The sequence below is a fragment of the Tropicimonas marinistellae genome (genome assembly GCF_001509585.1).
GTDB lineage: Bacteria > Pseudomonadota > Alphaproteobacteria > Rhodobacterales > Rhodobacteraceae > Tropicimonas > Tropicimonas marinistellae.
This window is the reverse complement of sequence record NZ_LNCI01000001.1, coordinates 505,701-526,093: the sequence shown is the minus strand read 5'-3', so window position 1 is coordinate 526,093 and position 20,393 is coordinate 505,701. Positions and strand designations below refer to the sequence as shown.

Sequence of the window (20,393 nt, the reverse complement as noted above, 5' to 3'; positions counted from 1 at the left end):
GTTCGCCCGACCTTGCTACATTGGCCGCCGCACGGGGTCTACCGCTGTCGGGAGTTCACCCTCGCTACTCAGGCTGCCGGCAGAACGGGCGCGGCCGCGAGCAACGCCTGCGTGTAGGGATTGCGCGGCGCGGCAAAGACAGCCTCGGTCTCGCCCGACTCCACGATCCTTCCGGCCCGCATGACCAGCACCCGGTCTGTCACCGCCCGCACAACGGTCAGGTCGTGAGAAATAAACAAGTATGTCAGCCCGTGCCGCGCCTGCAATTCAACCAGAAGATCGAGGATCTGCGCCCGGATCGACACATCGAGCGCGGAGACCGCCTCATCCAGCACAATCAAATCCGGGCGCGCGACCAGCGCCCGGGCAATGGCAATCCGCTGCCGCTGGCCGCCGGAAAACTCGTGTGGGAACTTTTCCAGATCGGACGGGGCGAGCCCGACGCTCTCCAGCGCCTCGACGAGCCGCGCCTCCATGTCCGCCGGCCGGCCGGTCAGGTGGAACGGTTCTGCAAGCAGGCGGCGCACCCGGTGACGCGGATTGAAACTGCCGTAAGGATCCTGAAACACCACCTGCATCCGGCGGCGCAGGTCGGCCGGCATTTCGGGTGTAACGGGCTTGCCGTCGAGCAGGATTGATCCGTCCTGCAGCGGTTCCAGCCCCAGGATCGCGCGGGTCAGGGTGGACTTGCCACATCCCGATTCCCCGACCAGCCCAAGGCTCTCGCCGCGCTGGATGGTGAGGCTCACCCCATCCACGGCCCGGAACGATGGGCGCGGCCCAAATAACCGCGCGCGCTTCAGCGGGTAGTCGCGGACCGCCTCGCGCACTTCAAGCAGTGGGTCGCCATTCCGTTCATGGGTTCTGTTCGGTTGGTGCCGCGACGCCTCGAAAAGCGCCCGGGTGTAAGGATGCTGCATCTGTTCGAGGACGTCACTCGTCGGACCATGCTCGACCACCTCGCCCGACTTCATAACCGCGATCCGGTCGGACATCTGAGCGACGACCGCCAGATCGTGGCTGATCAAGAGGCATCCCATGCCCTCCTCGCGAACCAATTCGCGGATCAGCTCCAGAATCTTCGCCTGTGTCGTTACGTCAAGCGCCGTGGTCGGCTCGTCAGCGATCAGCAGTTTCGGCCTGAGAGCAATGGCCAGAGCAATACAAACCCGCTGACGCTGACCTCCAGAAAGCTCATGCGGGAACCGATCAAGCGGAAACCGGTCCGGCGACATGCCAACCCGCGTCAAACGTTCGCGAGCGATCCGGGCCGCCTCCGCACGGCCAGCCGCACCATGCACTAGCAACGTCTCGGCCACCTGATCACCGATGCTCTGCACCGGGTTCAGCGCTGTCATGGGCTCCTGAAAGATCATGCCAACATCCGCGCCGCGCACCGCGCACATCTGGCGTTCCGAGAGTGCCGTAAGGTCTCGGCCCTCGAGAGAAATCTGCCCGGTCAGCGTCGCAGCCTCAGGCAAAAGACGCATCACAGAAAGCGCCGTCATTGACTTCCCGGAGCCGCTCTCGCCGACCAGCCCCAGCACTTTTCCCGCGTCGATCCTGAGAGAGACGTTATGCAGGATGGGCTGGCCACCAATGCCAAGGGAAACGCCGTCGAGCGCGATCACCGCACCGCCCTCCGCAACCGCGGGTCCAAGAAGTCTCGCAGCCCGTCGCCCATGAGGTTCAACCCCAACACCGTCATCACAATGCAAAGCCCCGGCAGAAGGGCGAGTCGCGGGTAGGCGTAGAAGAATGTTTGTGCATCCGCCAGCATCCGGCCCCAGGACGGCGTAGGCGGCTGGGCGCCGAGGCCGACATAGGAAAGGCCCGCTTCGGCCAGAATGCCCATCGAAAACTGGATCGTCCCCTGCACCACCAGCAGGTTGGCGATGTTGGGCAGGATGTGTTCGGCTGAAATCAATGCCGCCCCTTTGCCTGCGACGCGGGCGGCGAGGATGAACTCCCGTGGCCAAACCGTGAGCGCCGCACCCCGCGCCACGCGCGCAAAGACCGGCACGTTGAAGATGCCTATGGCGAGGATGGCATTGACCGCCGATGGCCCGAACACGGCCGTGATCAGGATTGCAATCACGAGCGAAGGGAACGCGAAGACCAGGTCGTTGCCCCTCATGATGACCTCGTCGAGCAGTGTCCCCCGCCGCGCGGCAGCGGCCAACCCAAGCGGGACGCCGAGGGCAATGCCGATACCGACGGCAAGCAACGCCACGGCGATGGATGTCCGCGCGCCAGCCATCAACATGGACACCATGTCGCGACCAAGATGGTCGGTACCGAGCCAATGGTCGGCCGACGGCGGGGACAGCTTGTCGGCGATCGCCAGTTCCGTCACCGGATAGGGTGTCCAGATCAGCGATAGTAACGCCGCGATCAGGAAAACGGCGAAGAGCGCCGACCCGAGCAGGAGTTGGATAGGCCACCTCACCGGCCGTGCCTCAGGCGCGGGTCGACGGCAGCGTAGGCCAGGTCGACCAGGAACGTCACAAGGATGACCGCGAACACGAGAAGCATCACCACCGATTCCACCACGACGAGGTCGCGTTGCGTGATCCCCTGAAAAATGAGCAGGCCAAGTCCGGGCAAGAAAAACACCTTCTCGATGATAATCGCACCTGCCAGGAGGAATGAGAATTGCAGGCCTATGATCGTCAGCACGGGGATCATGGCATTGCGCATCCCGTGGTTGCGGATCGCCTGCCCTTCGGTCAGACCCTTTGCGCGCGCGGTTCGGATGTAATCCTGCCCGAGCGTCTCGATCAGTGCTGAGCGCATGACCCGCGCAAGGATAGACGCCTGTGGCAGCGCCAATGCAACGGCTGGAAGAGTCAGCGCCTTGAGCGCCGGCCAAAACCCTGCATCCCACCCCGGGAACCCTCCGGCCGGAAAGATCGGCCAGGTTATCGCGAGAAGTACGACCAGCAACATCGCAAACCAGAAATTAGGCACCGCGATGCCGAGCTGAGTCGCGCCCATTATCCCGTAGTCGGTCGCCCGCCCGCGCCGCGCCGCCGCCAGCATGCCAACCGGCAGCGCAATGAGCGTTGAGAGAACGAGCGCAAAAATCGCCAGCGGTACCGAGACCCAGAGCCGCTGCGCCACCAGATCCGCCACCGGCACGCGATAGGTGAACGACGTACCGAAATCGCCGCGCAACATCCCGCCGGCCCAGGAGAAATAGCGCTCCGCAAGACTTCCCGTAAGACCGAGTTCGTCGCGCAACGCCTCCACCGCTTCGGGCGCGGCGTTCAAACCGAGCATGTAAGCTGCGGGATCGCCCGGTATGACCTCCACCACGGCAAACACCACAAGGCTCGCCGCAACGAGCGACAAGGTAAGCGAAAGAAGTCGCGTGGCGGTGTAATGTATCATTCGGTGGCGCTCCGGCCGCCTCGTCGCCACAGATATGCGCGCCCTGCTCGCCTGCGCGCAACCCTCACCTCCCATGTGACCTGCAGCATTGCCATCCGCTAATCCTGCCGGTCCGGTAGCAGTAACTCGGCGAGCGTCAGCGCCATCACCGTGGCGCTATCGACCATGTCCTGCACGCCAACCCATTCGTCGGGTTGATGCGCCAGATCAAGTATGCCGGGACCATAGGCGATACAGTTCTTCAGCCGTCCGATCCGATCAATGTGTTTCTGGTCGTAGGTTCCCGGGCTGACCACATAGTCCGGCCGCTTGGCCAGGACCTTCTCGATGGCATCAGACACTGTTCTGACCACGGGAGCGGTCTCATCCGTCATCGTGGGTTGAACCTCGAAGAGATCGCGGATCTCGTAGTCGAAGCTCGGGCGGGCGGCTTTCACCCGCTCCAGCATCGCCCGCACCTCGGCCTTCACCTCACCGATATTCTCCTCGATGAGGAATCTCCGGTCGATGGTGATCCGGCAACGGTCGGGTACGCAAGGCGCCGGAAGGCCGGTGTAATCGGGATCCTGTTCCGGCTCTCCACCGTGGATCGCGTTGATATTGAGTGTCGATTGCTTCGCGCCGTCGGGAACCACCGGCATTTCGGTGCGTTTGCCGGCGAGCAGGGGAAATAGATTTGCCTCCATCTCCGCCAAAACCGCGCCCATGTGGCGCACTGCGCAATCGCCCAGAAACGGCATCGAACCATGGGCGATCCGACCCTTCGTCTCGATCTCCGCCCACCATACGCCGCGGTGGCCAAGGCATATCCTGTCCTTGTTCAGCGGCTCTGGAATAATCACGTGCTGTACGCGCGACGGGGCGAACCAGCCCTGTTCGGCGAGATAGGCGACACCGCCGAACCCGCCGGATTCCTCGTCGGCCGTCGCCGATATCTCTACAGCACCGGAGAAATCGGGAAACGCCCCGATGAACGCCTCTGCCGCGACAATGGACGCGGCAAGCCCGCCTTTCATGTCACAGGCCCCACGACCGTAGACGCGCCCGTCGATCACTTCTCCGCCGAATGGATCGACGGTCCAGCCGTTGCCCACCTCCACCACATCGTGGTGCGAGTTGAAGTGGACGGTTTCCCCGCTGCGCCGCCCCTCCCGGCGCGCGACGAGGTTCCATCGCGGATGCGCATCGCTATCGGCCAGCGCGCCCTCGGCGCGGATCAGTTCCACCTGGAAACCCGCGCCGGATAGCCGACCGTCAAGATAGTCGCAAATCTCGCGGTAGTTGCGACCGGGTGGGTTGAGCGTGGGAATCCGGATGAGATCCTGCGTCAACGCCACAAGTGCGTCCCTTCGCGACGCCACCGCCGCGGTGAGTCGCCTGTCGATGTCTTCTGTCATGGCGCGAAGCTAGCCCCGGTCGACGGTGGGAACAATGGCGCGTGACCCCGCAATTCCGGGTGACCGGCTCCGCGAGCAGCGCTATCGTCGGCCGGCGCGGGGCGCGAGGGCACTATGACGTGGAAACAGAGAACATTGACCGGTCTTATGGCTGGCGGTTTCGGCCTTCGCTGGCTCGCCTCACACGATCCGAGCGGCGATGCGGCTGCCTTTCGCGCCGCGCTCGCCGCGTTCGACGTGATTCTCGGGTGGTGCCTCGCGATTGGGCTGATCGTCCTGATCCGAGGCATGCTCGTCCGTCTGCGGCACACATCGTACACTTGCGCAGCGCGAAACAATTGACGTGACGCAGAGGTACCCAAATGCCTGTCGCACGCGGCGAAGAAGCAGAGTATCAAGACGATAACCGGAGTTCTGCCCGCTGAAAGGACGGAGGTTTGAATGTTCGCGTTGGCGCGGCTTGTGCTGATCCTCTTCGTGGTTCTGACGATTGTATACGTCTCGCTTTCGCTCTATTCGCGCGCGGTTCGGCGCGACAAGCTGGAAGCGGAATGGGACGAAGAGGGCCAATCGGGCGACCGCGAGGCCTTTGTCCGAGACGGGTTGGAGGACTACGATCAATCGCTGCGCCGCAAGCTCATTCTCGGCGTCTATGTCGTGCCGATCCTGCTAATCGGCACCATCATCTATTTCACGAATTACAACTGAGGTTCGCCCAATGTGGTACTATATCAAATGGACCATCTGGCTCCTGCTCATCGCAATGATCGGCACTTTCCTGCATTATACCTTGCCGCGCAACGATGTGGTCCGGATCACCGATACCTACGAGAAGCGCGTGGATTTCGGCGATAATTCGATCTTCTGGGCGAATTCCAACACCGGAGAATCGACCGAGGTTACCGGTCGTGACGTGTTCTTCATCCAGGCGTTCCGACCGAACGGCAACCCGATCATTTATCGAAACGAAGATACCGGGTGGGGATGGCCACCCTACTTCAAGTTCAACACATCCAATCTGCAGGCCCATGCGACGGACTTGCAATCCTCCGAAGACGCGCCGCGGTGGGTGGCCGTGAAGAAGTATGGCTGGCGTATGCAGTACCTCTCGATCTACCCCAATGCGATCAGCGTGAAACTCGTCGACGGTCCGGACACCAGGGTCATCCCGTGGATCTCCATCTCGATCCTGGTGGTGCTGGGCTGCATCTGGCTGGCAATCTGGTCGCGTTGGCGGAAGTTCCGCGCAAAGCGGATTGATCCTCTGCTCGATGGAGAGTGAGGCGGTAAATCGAAAAACGGCGTCAACAAGCGCTTTGAGCGTGGTGCTGTGCCGATCTGAACCGAAGTCCGTCGGTGTTGCGAAGGTCAATAACTTCAGTGCGCGATTTCCGGCGGCACGGTCCGACTTGGGGGCGATGATGGCGCAAGACACGCTTGCGGTGACGCCACTTCTGCGATTGCCCCATACGCGAAGAGCGTGCCGTTTGCACTGGCACGAGTGACAGGAACGGTGGCAACACGATGCAGGACCTTCTGGGCTGGGTGAGTTTTGCGAGTGCTTTCGCGGTTTTCCTTCTGACGCACTCGCTTCCCGTACGCCCTAAAAACAAGGCCCGACTCGTCGCCGTACTGGGACCGGCGGGGTTCACGCTGGCCTACTCGCTGTTGTCACTTGCAGCACTTGCATTTCTGATCGTCGCGGCAAACCGCGCGCCCGACGTCCTCTTGTGGGACCGCGCCCTGTGGCAGGACTACGTGACCTTCGCCGCCGTGGCCGTTGCCTGCGGCATTGCATCCCTCGCCATTGCGCGCCCCAATCCGCTCTCGTTTGGAGGCGCACGCAACGAAGCGTTCGATCCCTACAGGCCCGGAATAGTCGGTTGGCACCGCCATCCGCTCCTGCTGGCACTGTTTCTCTGGTCGGCCAGCCATCTATTGCCGAATGGCACATTGGCCCACGTCATCCTGTTCGGAATCTTCGCCGGCTTTTCACTCCTTGGAATGCGGCTCATAGACCGCCGAAAAAAGCGTGAACTCGGGACGAAGCGGTGGAGTGAGTTGTGCCGTCTGCCGCGCCGCGTGACGGTTACGCGGAGCGGCATACTGCGCCTGCTTGCCGGAGCGACCGCGTTTGCCGTTCTACTGGTAGGGCATGGCGCGGTGATCGGCGTACAACCGGCATTTTGAGCGGTTCACGACGACCCCACCAAACATAGTACCTTTGAAATACCTATTTTGTGGATCACAGGTTGACAGTATCCACATTTTTCTTGGGAATCTGGGATTGTGTGCGATTACTTGAGAAGAATCATCACGACCCGCGACGAATTGGTATTCATTAGGTATGGTTTTGGCGTTGAGTATTTCATCTGCATCCGGAGAGGCGACCGCCAAAGGGTCGACCGGATGGCACCTGGATGAGCCGGCATCATGCCGGTAGCGGATTTCCTGTCACCGAAGGGCTGGATGAACGCGGCGGATGGACCGCGCTACGTGTGCTTGCGCCGTCGAATAGAGGAAGGGATCGACCTCGGGATCTTCCCGCCTGACGCTCCGCTACCTCCGGAACGGGAAATCGCCAACCTGACCGGCTTGTCGCGCGTCACGGTTCGCAAGGCCATTCGCCTGCTGACGGAAAAAGGGGTGGTCATACAGCGACAAGGTTCAGGATCGTTCGTAACCGACGCGCACAGTCGGTCCGATGAAACGCTGGCCCGACTTACGTCGTTTACCGACGAGATGACCCGACGCGGGCTGGAGACCCAGACGACCTGGCTCGAGCAGGGGATATTCGTGCCGTCGCCGGAGGAGGTCGTGGCACTGGCACTTGCGCCAAGCGACAACGTCGCGCGGCTCAGTCGCCTGCGGCTTGCCGGCGGCCGTCCAATGGCGATCGAACGAGCCGCGCTACCGGTCGATATTCTGCCCGACCCCGAATCCGTCGCGCATTCCCTCTACGACCTTCTGGAGCGTCGCGGTCAGCGCCCGGTGCGGGCATTGCAAAAGATATCGGCCGTGAATCTCGATGCGGAAGCGGCAGCATTGCTGGAACTGACACCGAATGTTGCGGCGCTGACAACCGAACGGCGCAGTTTCCTCGAAAGCGGCCGTGTGGCGGAATTCACCCGGTCAACGTACCGCGGCGACGCCTACGAACTGGTGGTCGAGTTGAGATTGGCAAGCAGGCAGGAGTGACCATGGAAATTCCAGAAACACAGATGCGGCGCGAAATCCGTGAAATCCCCGCGGCGGTAGAGAGACTGATGTCCAAGGGCCGGCCGGCGATCGAGGACGCAGCCCGCGCGGCCGCAGCACGCAACCCGGCCTTCGCGATAACCATCGCACGCGGCTCTTCGGACCATGCCTGCACATACCTGAAATACGCCAGTGAACTGTTGCTCGGGCTGCCGGTGGCGTCGGTCGGACCCTCCATCGCGTCAATCTACGATGCGCACTTGCGGCTCCAGCAAAGCCTGTGCATCGCCGTCTCGCAATCGGGCAAGAGCCCCGATATCGTGGAGTTGGCGCGCATGGCGCGTTTCGACGGCGCCATATCCATGGCGATCACCAACAACCGGCACTCTCCGCTGGCCGAAAGCTGCTCGCATACATTGGACATATGCGCGGGTCCGGAGCGCTCTGTCGCGGCAACCAAAACCTTCGTCACCTCGATCGTCGCCGGGTTACTCCTGTTGGCCGAATGGAAACAGGACGAGGCGCTTGTCACCGCGCTGATGCATCTTCCTGACCTCCTCCACGGAGCAACGGCAGTGGACTGGCCCGAGGTGCGTGCCACCCTCGACGGCCGCCACTCCCTCTTTACGCTCGGGCGCGGCCCGGCGTGGGCGGTTTCCAACGAGGCTGCGCTGAAGTTCAAAGAAACGTGTCAGCTCCATGCCGAGAGCTATTCCTCTGCCGAAGTGTTGCACGGGCCGGTGTCCATTGTCGGCGAAGGATTCCCCGTGATCTGTTTCGCCGCCGAGGACGCCGCCGAAAAAGCCGTGAACGAGATCGCCGACCAGATTTCTAACAAGGGTGCGAGGGTTTTCGTCACCTCACCGAAGGTGTCCGCCGCCACGCCGATCGACCATGTCCGCACGGGTCATCCGCTGACGGACCCGATCAGCCTGATCGTGTCGTTCTATTCCATGGTGGAGCGCTTCGCGGTGGAACGCGGGATCGACCCCGACACGCCCCGGCACCTCCAGAAAGTGACCCAGACGATCTGACAGCCGGCTATGGCCGGGACCAGCAGCGCCATTCGCTCTGCGGGAGGCGGGTTTCCCTGATTGTGGCTCGACTTGCCGCTCTGCATGGACGATCCACAGGCTGACACCCAAGCCGCCATCCCGATTGCGGTGGATACGTACGTCCTGCCAGAGGTGAGTCATGCAACACGACAGTTTCGACGCCCTGCTACCGGCGGAGATGGCTCGCAAGGCCGAAAACCTCGGCGTAGCCAAGGCAACGAAGGCACCGCTTTCGGCCTTCATCCTGGCCATCTCGGCCGGGGCATTCATCGGTATCGCCTTTGTCTTCTACACGGTCGTGACGACCGGAAACGAGAGTATTGGCTGGGGATTGAACCGGCTAATCGGCGGCATCGCCTTCAGTCTCGGATTGATGCTGGTGGTGGTGAACGGCGGCGAGTTGTTCACCAGCACGGTGCTGACGGTGGTGGCAAAAGCCAGCCGAAAGATCTCCTGGGCGCAGCTTGGCCGCAATTGGGCGCTGGTCTACGTGGGCAACTTCGTGGGAGCACTCGGCCTTGTGCTGATCATGCAGACGGCCAAGCACTACACCCTCGGACACGGGCAAGTGGGGCTGAGCTACATGACCATCGCCCAACACAAGCTGCATCACGGTTTCGCCCAAGCAGTCGCGCTGGGCGTGATGTGCAACGTGATGGTCTGCCTCGGTGTCTGGATGACATTCTCCGCTCGCACCGTCACCGATAAACTGCTTGCGGTGGTTTTGCCGGTGGCGATGTTCGTGGCCGCGGGCTTCGAGCACTGCGTTGCGAACATGTTCCAGATCCCCATGGCAATCCTCACCGCAAACGCGGCAGATGCCGCATTCTGGGCGGAAACGGGCAGGACACCGGCCGAATTCATCGATCTCACGTGGAGCAACTTCCTGATGCACAACCTCCTGCCCGTCACGATCGGCAATATCATCGGCGGCGGGCTTCTCGTGGGGCTGCTCTACTGGTTCATCTACTTGCGGCCGCTGAATACGCCACACGACGAGGCAACGACCGACTGCACTGGTCAGGAGGTCTAGTCTAGCTTCGCCCGATACGCCTTCGTGCGGTGGCGCTCAGCGTTCGCGAAAGGCGGCCTCGATGTTGTTCCCATCCGAATCGATGACATAGGCTGCGTAGTACCCTGGATGTCGTTCGCCGGGCACCCCATTGCTCGTGCCGCCGGCGGCAACTGCGGTCTCGAAAAACCGGTCAACAGCTGACTTGCTAGGCGCCGTGAAGCAAATGTGGACCGGCGAAGAGGACAGAGCGTGCGCTTCGCTCCAGAACGCTGGCGCATCCGGGCCGATGTAGAGAAACCCGTGCGATTTCTCGGATGCGGGTACCAGCACAAAGGCTCCGTTCGGATGCCGCTCCGCGACGTGAATACCAAGGGGCGCCGTGCAACTCACATAGAATGCGTGCGCCTTTTCGACATCTGAGACGATTATCCCCAAGTGATCGAACATTCTGGGCTTCCGTCGAGACCTTGAGCGACTGCTCATGCGCAACGTAGGGGGACCATCCAACCGACGCAATCATAAAACTGATAATTTTAGTCGGCTTCTTGCATTCTTCACTAGCAGGTTTTGAGCCCCCGCGACCGGAACACATCCCGAGCCGCTTCCGCCTCGTCCCGCGTGGGCGTGCGCGTGTCGCGTAGCTTGTAGTCCAGTCCCAGCTTGTCCCATTTCGATGTGCCCATCTGGTGGAATGGCAGAACCTCGACCATCTCCACCCACGGGTCGAGGCCGGCGACGAAGTCCGCCAACCTCTTCACATCCTCCAAGGCATCCGTCCAACCGGGCACCAGTACGTAGCGGATGCGCATGGATTTTCCGAGCCGTACCAGACGCTTTGCGAAGTCGAGGGTCGGCTGCAACGGCTGGGCCGTCAGCTCGCGGTACTTCTCCGGATCGCTGTGCTTGATGTCGAGCATCACAAGGTCGATCGGGTCGAACCAATCGTCCTCTACGGTGCCGTGAAGGTACCCTTGCGTGTCGAGCGCAATGTGCAGCCCGTAGCGGTCCTTCATGGCCTGTGCCGCTGCGCCGACAAAGGCCGCCTGCATCAGCGGCTCGCCCCCTGAAAAGGTCACGCCCCCGGCGAACTTCAGAAAGCTCGCAAGCGAGTCCACCTCCTCCAGCAGGTCTTCCACCTCCACACGGCGACCGTTGTGCAGCTTCCACGTGTCCGGGTTGTGGCAGTAGAGACAGCGGAACATACAGCCGGCCATGAAGAAGACGTAGCGCATTCCTGGTCCGTCCACCGCCGCACCGGATTCCACCGAATGGAGAAACCCATGACATGCCGCCTCGTGCGGGCTTTCGAAGGTCTGCTGCGGGACCGGTATTGTCATGGGCGTGCTCCTATCGGCGCGGTCACATGCCGGCGTGGAAGGTCCGGCCGATCACGTCGAGCTGCTGCTCGCGAGTGAGTTTTACGAAGTTCACAGCATAGCCCGAAACGCGAACTGTGAGCTGCGGGTATTTCTCCGGATGTTCCATCGCATCCTCAAGCGTCTCCCGGCTCAGCATGTTGACGTTGACGTGAAATCCGCCAGCCTGGGTAAAGCCGTCGAGGCAATTGGCGAGGTTGCGCACCTGCTCGGCCTCGGTGTGGCCCATGGAATCCGGCGTTGCCGAAGCGGTCCACGATATCCCGTCTTGCGCGTGTTCATACGGCAGCTTGGCGACGGAAGCACCCGCCGCCACGAAGCCTTTGGTGTCACGCCCGTTCATCGGGTTGGCACCCGGAGCGAAGGGTTCGCCGGCACGACGGCCACAAGGCGTGCAGCCGGTCTTCTTGCCATAGACCACGTTCGAGGTGATCGTCAGGATCGACTGGGTCGGCATCGAGTCCCGGTAGAAGAAGGGCTGCGCATTGACCTTTTTCATGAAGGTCTCCGTCAGCCAGGCCGCGATGTCATCTACCCGGTCGTCGTTGTTGCCGAAAGCGGGGTAACTGCCGGTGATCTTGTAGTCTACCGCGAGGCCAGCGTCGTTGCGGATCACTTCCACCTTGGCGTGTTTGATCGCCGAGAGCGAATCTGCCGCGATGGAGAGCCCCGCAATCCCGCAGGCCATGGTCCGCAGGATGTCCCGGTCGTGCAACGCCATCTCGATCCGCTCGTAGGCGTATTTGTCATGCATGTAGTGGATGCAGTTCAGCGCCTTGACGTAGGTCTGGGCAAGCCAGTCCATGGTCTTGTCGAAGTGCGCCAGCACCTCGTCATAGTCCAGAACATCGGCGGTGATCGCCTCGAAGCCGGGAGCCACGACCTTGCCGCTCTTCTCATCCACGCCGCCGTTGATGGCATAGAGCAGCGCCTTTGCGAGGTTGGCGCGGGCCCCGAAGAACTGCATCTGCTTGCCGATCGCCATCGCCGAGACGCAGCAGGCGATGCCGTAGTCGTCGCCCCACTTGGCCCGCATCAGGTCGTCGTTCTCGTACTGGATGGCGGAGGTATCCTTCGACACCTTGGCACAGAAATCCTTGAAGCCGCGCGGCAGTTGCGCGCTCCACAGCACCGTCAGGTTCGGCTCTGGCGCCGGTCCGAGGTTGTAGAGCGTGTGCAGGACGCGCATGGAGGTCTTCGTGACCAACGTGCGCCCGTCGAGCCCCATGCCGCCGATGCTTTCGGTGACCCAGGTTGGATCGCCCGAGAACAGCTCGTCATAATCCGGGGTGCGCAAGAAGCGCACGATACGGAGCTTGATCACCATGTCGTCGATCAGCTCCTGCGCCTCTTCCTCCGTCAGCGAGCCGTTCTCAAGATCGCGCTGGATGTAGACATCGAGGAAGGTCGAGATCCGGCCGATCGACATCGCCGCGCCGTTCTGCTCCTTCACCGCCGCGAGATAGGCCAGGTAGGTGAACTGGATCGCCTCCCGCGCGGTGGCCGCCGGCATGGACAGATCCACCCCGTACTTCAGACCCATCTCGCGCAGTTCGCCCAGGGCACGATATTGCTCGGCCAGTTCCTCGCGCAGGCGCAGCGTGTGCTCGTCGAAGACGGCGTTGTCCAACTCGCTGCGTTCCTCGGCCTTCTGTGCCTGCAGGAAGTCGATGCCGTAGAGCGCCACCCGCCGATAGTCGCCAATGATCCGCCCGCGGCCGTAGGCATCCGGCAGGCCGGTGATGACACCGGACTTCCGGCAAGCGACGATTTCCGGGCTGTAGACGTCAAAGACGCCCTGGTTGTGACTCTTGCGATACTTCGTCCAAACCTCGTGAACCGTGGCATCGGGCTCAAACCCAAAGGCCTTCAAACCGTTCTCCACCATACGCAGACCGCCGTTGGGCATGATGGCTCGCTTGAGCGGCGCATCGGTCTGAAGGCCGACGATCAGCTCGCGGTCCTTGTCGATATAGCCCGCGTCATGTGCGGTGATCGTGGAGGGCGTGTCGGCGGAGACATCCAGAACGCCAACCTCGCGTTCCTGTTTCAGCAAAACGCCGAGATCTTCCCACAAACCTGTGGTGCGCGTGGTCGGACCAGCCAGGAATGCGGCATCGCCCTCGTAGGGCGTGTAGTTAGCCTGAATGAAGCCACGCACATCGACGGAATTGCGCCATTCGTCACCTGAGAACCCGTCCCAGGGATCGCGGATTTCTGCGGGGGCCATTACGTTCATTTGCGTGTCCCGAATGCAATTGACCAGAGCGGGGCATCTGCCCCGGTGACCTCTGACCGGAGTTAACTTGGTGGGCGTCAACAGGGAGGAGGAGTGCGCCGCTGTTTCCGGCGGCCTTTGACGCACGGTGTTTCGATAAAAGGAACATAAGGGCGACCGGCACCGAAAATCAATTCGCTGCTTTCATGCGAAAAACCTATGAATTGTTTGGATTCAATAGGTTATCCTGTGCAATATGTCGGCAATGCGCTTTCCGCATGGTAATTCGTTCGCACGAATGCAACAGAAACAGGCACCGTTGGGACAAAATATTTCGCTGCGTTCTTTTCCGTCCGATTTCCGAAACCGGGCGGAACATTGTTGCGGAGCGGAATTACGCACATCTCGATCCGGTTCGATGTTCAGGTGGGCGGTTCACTCCTGAAAACCCTTATTCCGGTATGCAATCAGGCAATCGCGCTCTCGGCTGTCACCAACGCCGCGCGCGCCTGTGCATTGATCCGTCCCCTGCGCAGGGCCCGCCGCGCGACGCGTCGCAGGCGGTCGGCATCGGGATGCGCATCCGCGGCAGCGTCCATACGCCCCCAAAGGCACTGCAGTAATGTCTCGACGGTGAGTAGCGTGAAATCGTCGGCCAACGGCGTTGCATCCTGCACTGTCGCGAGTGTCGTTCGCGCCGCGCGCCAGAGTTCGAGCACATCTGAGATCCCCGATTGCCCGTGCCGTTCCGCTTCCTGCGCCACGAATGACTCGAAAGCGTCGGCAGCGGGTGTTGCCAGCAACCGTGTCGCCAGCATCCGAGAATGGATACCATTTGCCCCTTCGTAAATCGCGGTAATGCGCACGTCGCGATAGGTTTGCTCCAGCCGGTACTCCTGAAGATAACCGTATCCGCCAAGAACCTGCATACCCATTTCCGCAGCACGCATGCCCGCCTCGGTGCCGTGGTACTTGGCCACGGGTGTCAGGAACTCCACCAGCGCCGGGTTGTCGCCCTTTTCCAGCGTCACGGCAGACAGAAGCGCGATTGCGCGCGCCCCGAGCGCACAAGCATCCATTTCGTCCAGCATTCGCTGCACGTCGGCGTGCGCATCGAGCGTCACCGGACCGCCGTCCGCTCCCCGGCCCTGCACGCGTTCCGCAGCATAGGCGCGGGCGACGTCGACGGCACGTGCAGCATGTGCAGCGCCCTGCAGAGCAACGTCGGCACGGGCGTGGTTCATCATCGTGAACATCGCCTTTAGGCCCTGCCCTTCGGCGCCGATCAACTCCGCCTCCGCACCGTCGAAGGCGAGTTGGCAGGTGGGCGAGGCGTGCAGCCCCATCTTCTCCTCGATGCGGGTGACCACAACCGCGTTCCGCGTGCCATCTTGCTTCGTGCAGGGGCAGAGGAACAGCGACAGCCCCTTCAGCCCGTCCTGCGAGGTGCGGGCCAGCACGAGGTGAAGAATTCGCTCGCTCATGTCCTGATCGCCGCCGGAGATGAAGATCTTCTCCCCGGTAATCGTCCAACCACCGCCCGATCGCTCCGCCTTGCAACGTACACGCGCGAGGTCCGACCCGGCGCCGGGTTCGGTCAGGCACATGGTCGCCAGGGTATCGCCGCTGGCAAGCGGTGGAATGTGGCGCGATTTCTGATCATCCGTTCCGAAGTTCAACAGCGTGCGCACCGCACCGGGCACCAGCCCGGTCACCATCTGCAACGAGTGATTTGCGCCGGTAAAGATTTCGGAGGTGATCGCAAGCATGGTGCCGTCGAGCCCCTGCCCGCCAAACTCCTCCGGCACGGTCAGGCCGGGCCAGCCCTGTTCGGCGTATGACCTGTAGAGCTCGACAAATCCGGCCGGCATGCGGACCCGGCCGTTTTCCAGACGGCAGCCCTGCTGGTCGCCCGGCTCGTCCAACGGCGCGATCTCGGCCTCAGCGAAGGATGCGAAGTGGCCCGCGATCTCGCCGGCGAATTCCGCGTCGAACTCTGGCAGATCACCTGCGCCGGCAACGTGCGTGAGGGTGAAGAGAATGTCATCCAGCGGCGCCGAAAACGGTTTCATGGCAAGGCCTTTCTCAATCGAGCGAGAAGAGTGATACCCGTACGGCGGAGGCGAGGCGCTGGCCGGTCCCGACGAAGATCGTGCGGTTTACCCAGTCATAGCGCGCGTCGCCCGTCTCCAGCCGTGCGGAGGTGCGGAAATAGTAGCTGGCGGGATCGACGTCCTCGCCGCGAGCGAGCGCGTCGAGAACCTCCGGCGGACCGTGTCGGACGCCCCGGTTCACGATCTCGATCACGGCGCCATCGTCCGTCTCGAAGGCGTAGCGCGTGTCGATATCCGCCGCGCCATCGGTGAGAATGGTCTGCCAGTCGGCGCCGATAGGCAGCACGCGCCCTGACACCCGGCCGCTGACGTGCCCGCCGACAATGGGAATGATGCGGCGATTGCCGCACCGTCCCGCACCCATCTCGCGGATCGGGCCGAGTTCCACGTCGAGGTCGCAGAAATGCGTGAGTCCCGGTGCCGTCATGCCAGCCCCAGCAGACGCGCCGCGTTGCCCTTGATGATGTCGGGTCGCAATTCGTCCTTGATCGCGATCTTCTCGAAGTCCGCGAGCCAGCGTTCCGGCGTGATCATGGGCCAGTCGGAACCGAACAGCACCTTCTTGCGGAGGATCGAGTTGCAGTATTTCACCAGGATCCCCGGGAAATACTTGGGCGACCAGCCGGAGAGGTCGATATAGACGTTGGGCTTGTGCTGGGCGACAGCGAGCGCCTCTTCCTGCCAGGGGAAGGAGGGATGCGCGAGGATGATCTTCATGTCGGGGAAGTCCACCGCCACGTCGTCCATGTACATCGGGTTGGAATACTTGAGCCGCATCCCGTTGCCACCCCTCATCCCAGAGCCGACGCCCGTCTGCCCGGTGTGGAAGAGCGCGATACCGCCCTCCTCTGCGATGGCCTCGTAGAGCCCGTAGGCCATGCGGTCGTTGGGGTAGAAACCCTGCATCGTGGGGTGGAACTTGAAACCCTTGATGCCGAACTCCTTGATCAGCCGCCGCGCCTCGCGCGCGCCCAGCTTGCCCTTGTGCGGGTCGATGGAGGCGAACGGAATCAGAACGTCGTCATTCTCGGCGGCCAGTTCGGCGACCTCTTCGTTCTTGTAGCGGCGGTAGCCGGTCTCGCGCTCGGCATCGACGGGGAAAATTACCGCGGCGATGTTCTGATCGCGGTAATGCGCGGCGGTCTCCGGCACGGTGGGCGGGTGTTCCCAAGGGGCGCGGAAATACTTGGCCATGGTGGCCTGCAGGTCGTCATAGCCGTCGTCCGCATGACAGCCGCAGGGCTCTTCGGCATGGGTATGAATGTCGATCGCGCGGATCTTTGTCAGGTCAACCATGGCTTTCGTCCTTCGAAACGGTGAGTGGGAATGGCGCTACGTTCGAGCCGTCGTGCCCGGCCGCAGTGCGAAATTGCGCGGGACCGTCCCCGGTGGGGCGCCTGATTTCCGGCCCGCACCCAACCCGCGAACTCAAGAACGGCGCTGTAACACGCGGCCCGGAGGTTGCAAGCGCATGCACGATGTCGGACGCGGCAATATCCGCCAGGGGCGAAACCGAAGTCATGCCAGCGTCACTGCTGGATCGGCATCATCGTAGAGACGATCCAAGAGGGCCTTGCGACGGGTCAGCACCTTGCGGAAGTTCAGATTGCCCTTGGCTGTCATCTCGCCCTCCGGCATCGACGCCGGCTCGGCCAGAACGATTGCGCGGGAGACGAGCGTCGAAGATCCGGAAATCTCTCGGGCACGTTCCGCAAGACGCCGGTGAATCTCCCCTTGGAGCAGCTTGCAGGTGTAGGCGCCGCTGTCCTCGTTCAGCTCGAACCCTTCGCGCTTCAACTCCGCAACATCGGGGAAGATCATCACACCGATCTGGTTGCGGTCAGCCCCGGTTATGACGAGGTCGGAAGCAAGCGGTGCCAAATGCGCGAGCATGTCCAGCCGAAGCTGTGCGGCGCGGACCCAGGTTCCGGTCAGGAGCTTGAAGTCGTCCGAAATCCGCCCGTCGAAGCGCATGCCCTTGTTTGGATCTTCGACGTCGTTGAACACCATCGCGTCGCCGGTGATGAAGTAGCCCTCGGCGTCGAACGCCTCGCCGGTTTTTTCAGGGTCATTGAAGTAGCCCGGCATGATGTTCGGGCCTTTCACCCGCACCTCGCAGCGCATGTCCTCGTCGGGCAGAAGCTTTACCTCCACGCCGGTCAATGGCACCCCGACGACACCGGAACGTTCCGTCGGCTCCTGCTGCATCATGGTGGCGGGCGCGGTCTCGGTCAGGCCCCAGGAGGAGGTCATCAGCGGCACCTCTCCCTTCACCTCCAATGCCATCCGCTCGAAACCGGACCAGACTTCCTGCGGAAGTGAAGCGCCGGCATAGAAGACAAGGTCGAGATCGGCAAAGAAGCGCTGGCGCAGTTCGGCATCCTCGCGCAACGCACCGAGCAGCATCCCGAAACCCAGCGGCACGTTGAAGGCCGCGGTGCCCGTCATCAGCGAGAGGTTTTCCAGCGTCCGGTCGAAGAGCCCCTTCACCGGTTTTCCATCGTCAATGTAGAGCGAGCCGCCATTGGCAAGCATCATGTTGAAATTGTGCGAACCGCCGAAGACATGGTTCCAGGGAAGCCAATCCACGATGACCGGCGGCCGTTCCCGCAGGAACGGCAACGCGTCGGCGAGTTGGGTCTGGTTCACGCACATCATACGGTGTGTGGTCAGAACACCCTTGGGGCTTGACGTGGATCCGGAGGTCATCAGGATCTTTCCCACCGTATCGGGCGTTACCGTCGCGAAGGCGGCATCCACATCAACCGAAGCGTCCCCGTTGAGCAGTTCGCTGAACGCGGTGGTCACTGCCCGATGACCGGGGCGGCTCGCCACGACCTCGATCCCCTCCAAGGCGTCCAAGGCAAGTGCCTCGCCATAGAGATCGGCATCCACAACATAGGCCATTGCGGGCTGCAGCAGTTCAATCGCTCCGCGAAGTCGGCCATGTGCACCGTGGATCAACGAGTATTGCTCCGCGACGGGTGCAGTGGGCACACCTACGTATTGCGCGCCAAGCGCCAGCAACCCGTGGTCCACGCCATTGCCCGACATCACCAAGATCGGTGTGTGGGGGCCCATGCCACGCCCGACTAGCGCCGCGCCGATGGCGCGCACCTTCTGCAAGGCAGAAGCGTAGGACTCCGTCCGCCAGCCCGCGCCGCTGCGTTCAGCAAGGAAAACGCGGTCCGGCGTTTCCTTGGCCCAGCGGTGCAGCCAGTCGCCCGTCCGGTCCACGACCGGTCCGAGCGGGTGATTGGAGCGCAGAAGAATGGAACCGTCCGCACGCTCTTCGCGCGCGACCGAATGCGGCCGGAACCGCTCTGTCCTTTTCATGGGTCATTCCTCCCCTTATGAGCGTCAGCCGTCCCGGTAACGCCGTTCGATCTTTTTCATTACGTCAGTGGCCGCCGCACGCTCCGAGGCGTCTACGTCCTGAAGAAGCGCCTCCTCATGCGCCGTGACGGCCGCGACCGCCTGGCTGCAGAGTTGCTGTCCCGCCAGGGTCGGTTTCAGCGCATAGGCACGCCGGTCGTTCGGCACCCTGTCGCGCAGGATCAACTCGCGGCGTTCCAACTCGTCGATGAGAACGACGAGATTGGGTCGTTCAATGTCCATTGCATCCGCCAGCTGGGACTGACGCAGCCCCGGGTTGTCCACGATCAGCACCAAGGCCGAGTAGGTGAGCATACGCAGTTCATAGCGCTTCAAGGTCTGTGCGAGATCGGCTTGCACGACGTTGAAGGCCCGTTTCATCCGGTAGCCGAAGAACTGTCGCAGCGTTGCGTCGCTGATCTCTGTGACCGTCTGCTTCCGCTGCGGATTCGACACTGGTGCGGCTCCTTTCATGGCGCTAGCGGAACTTCGGTGCCCGCTTTTCCAGGAAGGCGGCAAGGCCCTCCACGGCATCGGGGCTGGTCTGGGTGATTGCGGCACATAGGCTTTCGGTGAAAAGCCCATCTGCCTTCGACATGTCCTCGATCCGGCTAAGCGCCTGGATCATGATGTAGTTCGACAGTGGAGCGTTCCGTGCAATTTTGCGTGCCAGCTCCATCGCCATGGGAAGCGCCTCCCCTTCGCCCACGCTGTAATGCGTCAGGCCAAGGGCCAGCCCCTCGTCGGCGGTGTATTTCCGCCCGGTCAGCATCATCTCGATCATACGGTCGGCCCCGAGAATACTGCCAACGCGCACTGACGCGCCCCCACCGACAAAGATCCCGCGCCGTCCCTCTGGAAGCTGGAAAATCGAGGAGGGCTCTGCAATGCGTACATGGGTAGAGGTGGCCAATTCCAACCCGCCGCCGATCACGGCGCCGAACATCGCCGATACCACTGGCAGCCCACCGTACTGGATCCGGTCCATTACCTGATGCCAGCCACGGGAATGACGCATGGTGCCTTCCGCGTCGCGCGCGACATGTTCGCTCAGATCGAGACCGGAGCAGTAGTGCCCAGCGGTGCCTGTCATCACAACAACCTTCACGTCCGCTGGCGGCGCGGTGAAAAAGGCGTCGATCGCATCCAACAGCTCGTCGCACATGGCATTTCGCTTGTCAGGGCGATTCATGGTGAGAACTGCGATACCGTCCTCAACCTTGACCTTCAGAATGGGTTCGCTCATGTCGTC

20 protein-coding genes are annotated in these 20,393 nt (G+C 62.2%); 7 read left to right on the top strand and 13 right to left on the bottom strand.

Features of this window, described 5'->3' with window-relative positions:
* Positions 1-68: 68 nt before the first annotated feature.
* The 4 genes from ARC39_RS02400 to ARC39_RS02385 all read right to left on the bottom strand — a co-directional run bounded on the left by ARC39_RS02400 (position 69) and on the right by ARC39_RS02385 (position 4,790).
* Positions 69-1,631 carry an ABC transporter ATP-binding protein gene (locus ARC39_RS02400; protein ID WP_068109431.1) on the bottom strand — a complete coding sequence of 521 codons (1,563 nt, stop codon included), beginning with the start codon at positions 1,629-1,631 and terminating at the stop codon, positions 69-71.
* Entirely contained in the window at positions 1,628-2,449 is an 822-nt protein-coding gene (locus tag ARC39_RS02395; RefSeq protein WP_078059026.1) for an ABC transporter permease, read from the bottom strand. The genes ARC39_RS02400 and ARC39_RS02395 overlap by 4 nt, the downstream gene beginning before the upstream one ends.
* A complete protein-coding gene (locus ARC39_RS02390) occupies positions 2,446-3,393 on the bottom strand; it encodes an ABC transporter permease (RefSeq protein ID WP_068109428.1) in 948 nt (315 codons plus the stop codon). Before ARC39_RS02390 ends, ARC39_RS02395 begins: the two co-directional genes overlap by 4 nt.
* 98 nt (positions 3,394-3,491) lie before the next feature.
* Positions 3,492-4,790: an acetylornithine deacetylase/succinyl-diaminopimelate desuccinylase family protein gene (locus ARC39_RS02385; RefSeq protein WP_068109425.1), complete on the bottom strand. Its 1,299-nt coding sequence runs from the start codon at positions 4,788-4,790 to the stop codon at positions 3,492-3,494.
* 114 nt (positions 4,791-4,904) lie between these two features.
* Between ARC39_RS02385 and ARC39_RS02380 the strand changes: the two genes are divergently transcribed.
* The 7 genes from ARC39_RS02380 to focA all read left to right on the top strand — a co-directional run bounded on the left by ARC39_RS02380 (position 4,905) and on the right by focA (position 10,076).
* Positions 4,905-5,132: a hypothetical protein gene (locus ARC39_RS02380; protein ID WP_149866279.1), complete on the top strand. Its 228-nt coding sequence runs from the start codon at positions 4,905-4,907 to the stop codon at positions 5,130-5,132.
* A 99-nt stretch (positions 5,133-5,231) separates the two neighbouring features.
* A complete protein-coding gene (locus ARC39_RS02375; protein ID WP_068109419.1) occupies positions 5,232-5,498 on the top strand; it encodes a hypothetical protein in 267 nt (88 codons plus the stop codon).
* Positions 5,499-5,508: 10 nt separating this feature from the next.
* Complete coding sequence (locus ARC39_RS02370; RefSeq protein WP_068109416.1) at positions 5,509-6,072, top strand: DUF1523 family protein; 564 nt, start codon at positions 5,509-5,511, stop codon at positions 6,070-6,072.
* Positions 6,073-6,314: 242 nt separating this feature from the next.
* Positions 6,315-6,980, top strand: a complete 666-nt coding sequence (locus tag ARC39_RS02365; protein ID WP_078059025.1) for an NnrU family protein — start codon at positions 6,315-6,317, stop codon at positions 6,978-6,980.
* Positions 6,981-7,223: 243 nt separating this feature from the next.
* Positions 7,224-7,988 carry a GntR family transcriptional regulator gene (locus ARC39_RS02360; RefSeq protein ID WP_068109413.1) on the top strand — a complete coding sequence of 255 codons (765 nt, stop codon included), beginning with the start codon at positions 7,224-7,226 and terminating at the stop codon, positions 7,986-7,988.
* Positions 7,989-7,990: 2 nt separating this feature from the next.
* The gene (locus ARC39_RS02355; protein WP_068109411.1) at positions 7,991-9,022 is read left to right on the top strand and encodes an SIS domain-containing protein; all 1,032 of its coding nucleotides are present in this window, start codon (positions 7,991-7,993) and stop codon (positions 9,020-9,022) included.
* Positions 9,023-9,182: 160 nt separating this feature from the next.
* The gene (gene focA / locus ARC39_RS02350; RefSeq protein ID WP_068109409.1) at positions 9,183-10,076 is read left to right on the top strand and encodes a formate transporter FocA; all 894 of its coding nucleotides are present in this window, start codon (positions 9,183-9,185) and stop codon (positions 10,074-10,076) included.
* Between the two features lie 36 nt (positions 10,077-10,112).
* Here focA and ARC39_RS02345 read toward each other — a convergent pair whose 3' ends face one another.
* The 9 genes from ARC39_RS02345 to ARC39_RS02305 form a co-directional block, all read right to left on the bottom strand.
* On the bottom strand, positions 10,113-10,505 hold the full coding sequence (locus ARC39_RS02345; RefSeq protein ID WP_068109406.1) for a VOC family protein: 393 nt from the start codon (positions 10,503-10,505) through the stop codon (positions 10,113-10,115).
* Between the two features lie 110 nt (positions 10,506-10,615).
* Complete coding sequence (gene pflA / locus ARC39_RS02340; RefSeq protein ID WP_068109403.1) at positions 10,616-11,395, bottom strand: pyruvate formate-lyase-activating protein; 780 nt, start codon at positions 11,393-11,395, stop codon at positions 10,616-10,618.
* A gap of 22 nt (positions 11,396-11,417) precedes the next feature.
* Positions 11,418-13,673: a formate C-acetyltransferase gene (gene pflB, locus ARC39_RS02335; protein WP_068109401.1), complete on the bottom strand. Its 2,256-nt coding sequence runs from the start codon at positions 13,671-13,673 to the stop codon at positions 11,418-11,420.
* Between the two features lie 446 nt (positions 13,674-14,119).
* Positions 14,120-15,724 (bottom strand): acyl-CoA dehydrogenase family protein, encoded by a 1,605-nt coding sequence (locus ARC39_RS02330; RefSeq protein ID WP_068109398.1) that lies wholly within the window; start codon positions 15,722-15,724, stop codon positions 14,120-14,122.
* Between the two features lie 13 nt (positions 15,725-15,737).
* On the bottom strand, positions 15,738-16,193 hold the full coding sequence (locus ARC39_RS02325; protein WP_068109394.1) for a DUF3237 domain-containing protein: 456 nt from the start codon (positions 16,191-16,193) through the stop codon (positions 15,738-15,740).
* Positions 16,190-17,062, bottom strand: a complete 873-nt coding sequence (locus ARC39_RS02320) for an amidohydrolase family protein (RefSeq protein WP_068109391.1) — start codon at positions 17,060-17,062, stop codon at positions 16,190-16,192. The genes ARC39_RS02325 and ARC39_RS02320 overlap by 4 nt, the downstream gene beginning before the upstream one ends.
* Positions 17,063-17,284: 222 nt before the next feature.
* Positions 17,285-19,102: a feruloyl-CoA synthase gene (locus tag ARC39_RS02315; protein WP_068109389.1), complete on the bottom strand. Its 1,818-nt coding sequence runs from the start codon at positions 19,100-19,102 to the stop codon at positions 17,285-17,287.
* Between the two features lie 24 nt (positions 19,103-19,126).
* The gene (locus ARC39_RS02310; protein WP_236545097.1) at positions 19,127-19,597 is read right to left on the bottom strand and encodes a MarR family winged helix-turn-helix transcriptional regulator; all 471 of its coding nucleotides are present in this window, start codon (positions 19,595-19,597) and stop codon (positions 19,127-19,129) included.
* A 22-nt stretch (positions 19,598-19,619) separates the two neighbouring features.
* A complete protein-coding gene (locus ARC39_RS02305; protein WP_068109382.1) occupies positions 19,620-20,387 on the bottom strand; it encodes a crotonase/enoyl-CoA hydratase family protein in 768 nt (255 codons plus the stop codon).
* Positions 20,388-20,393 lie beyond the last annotated feature (6 nt).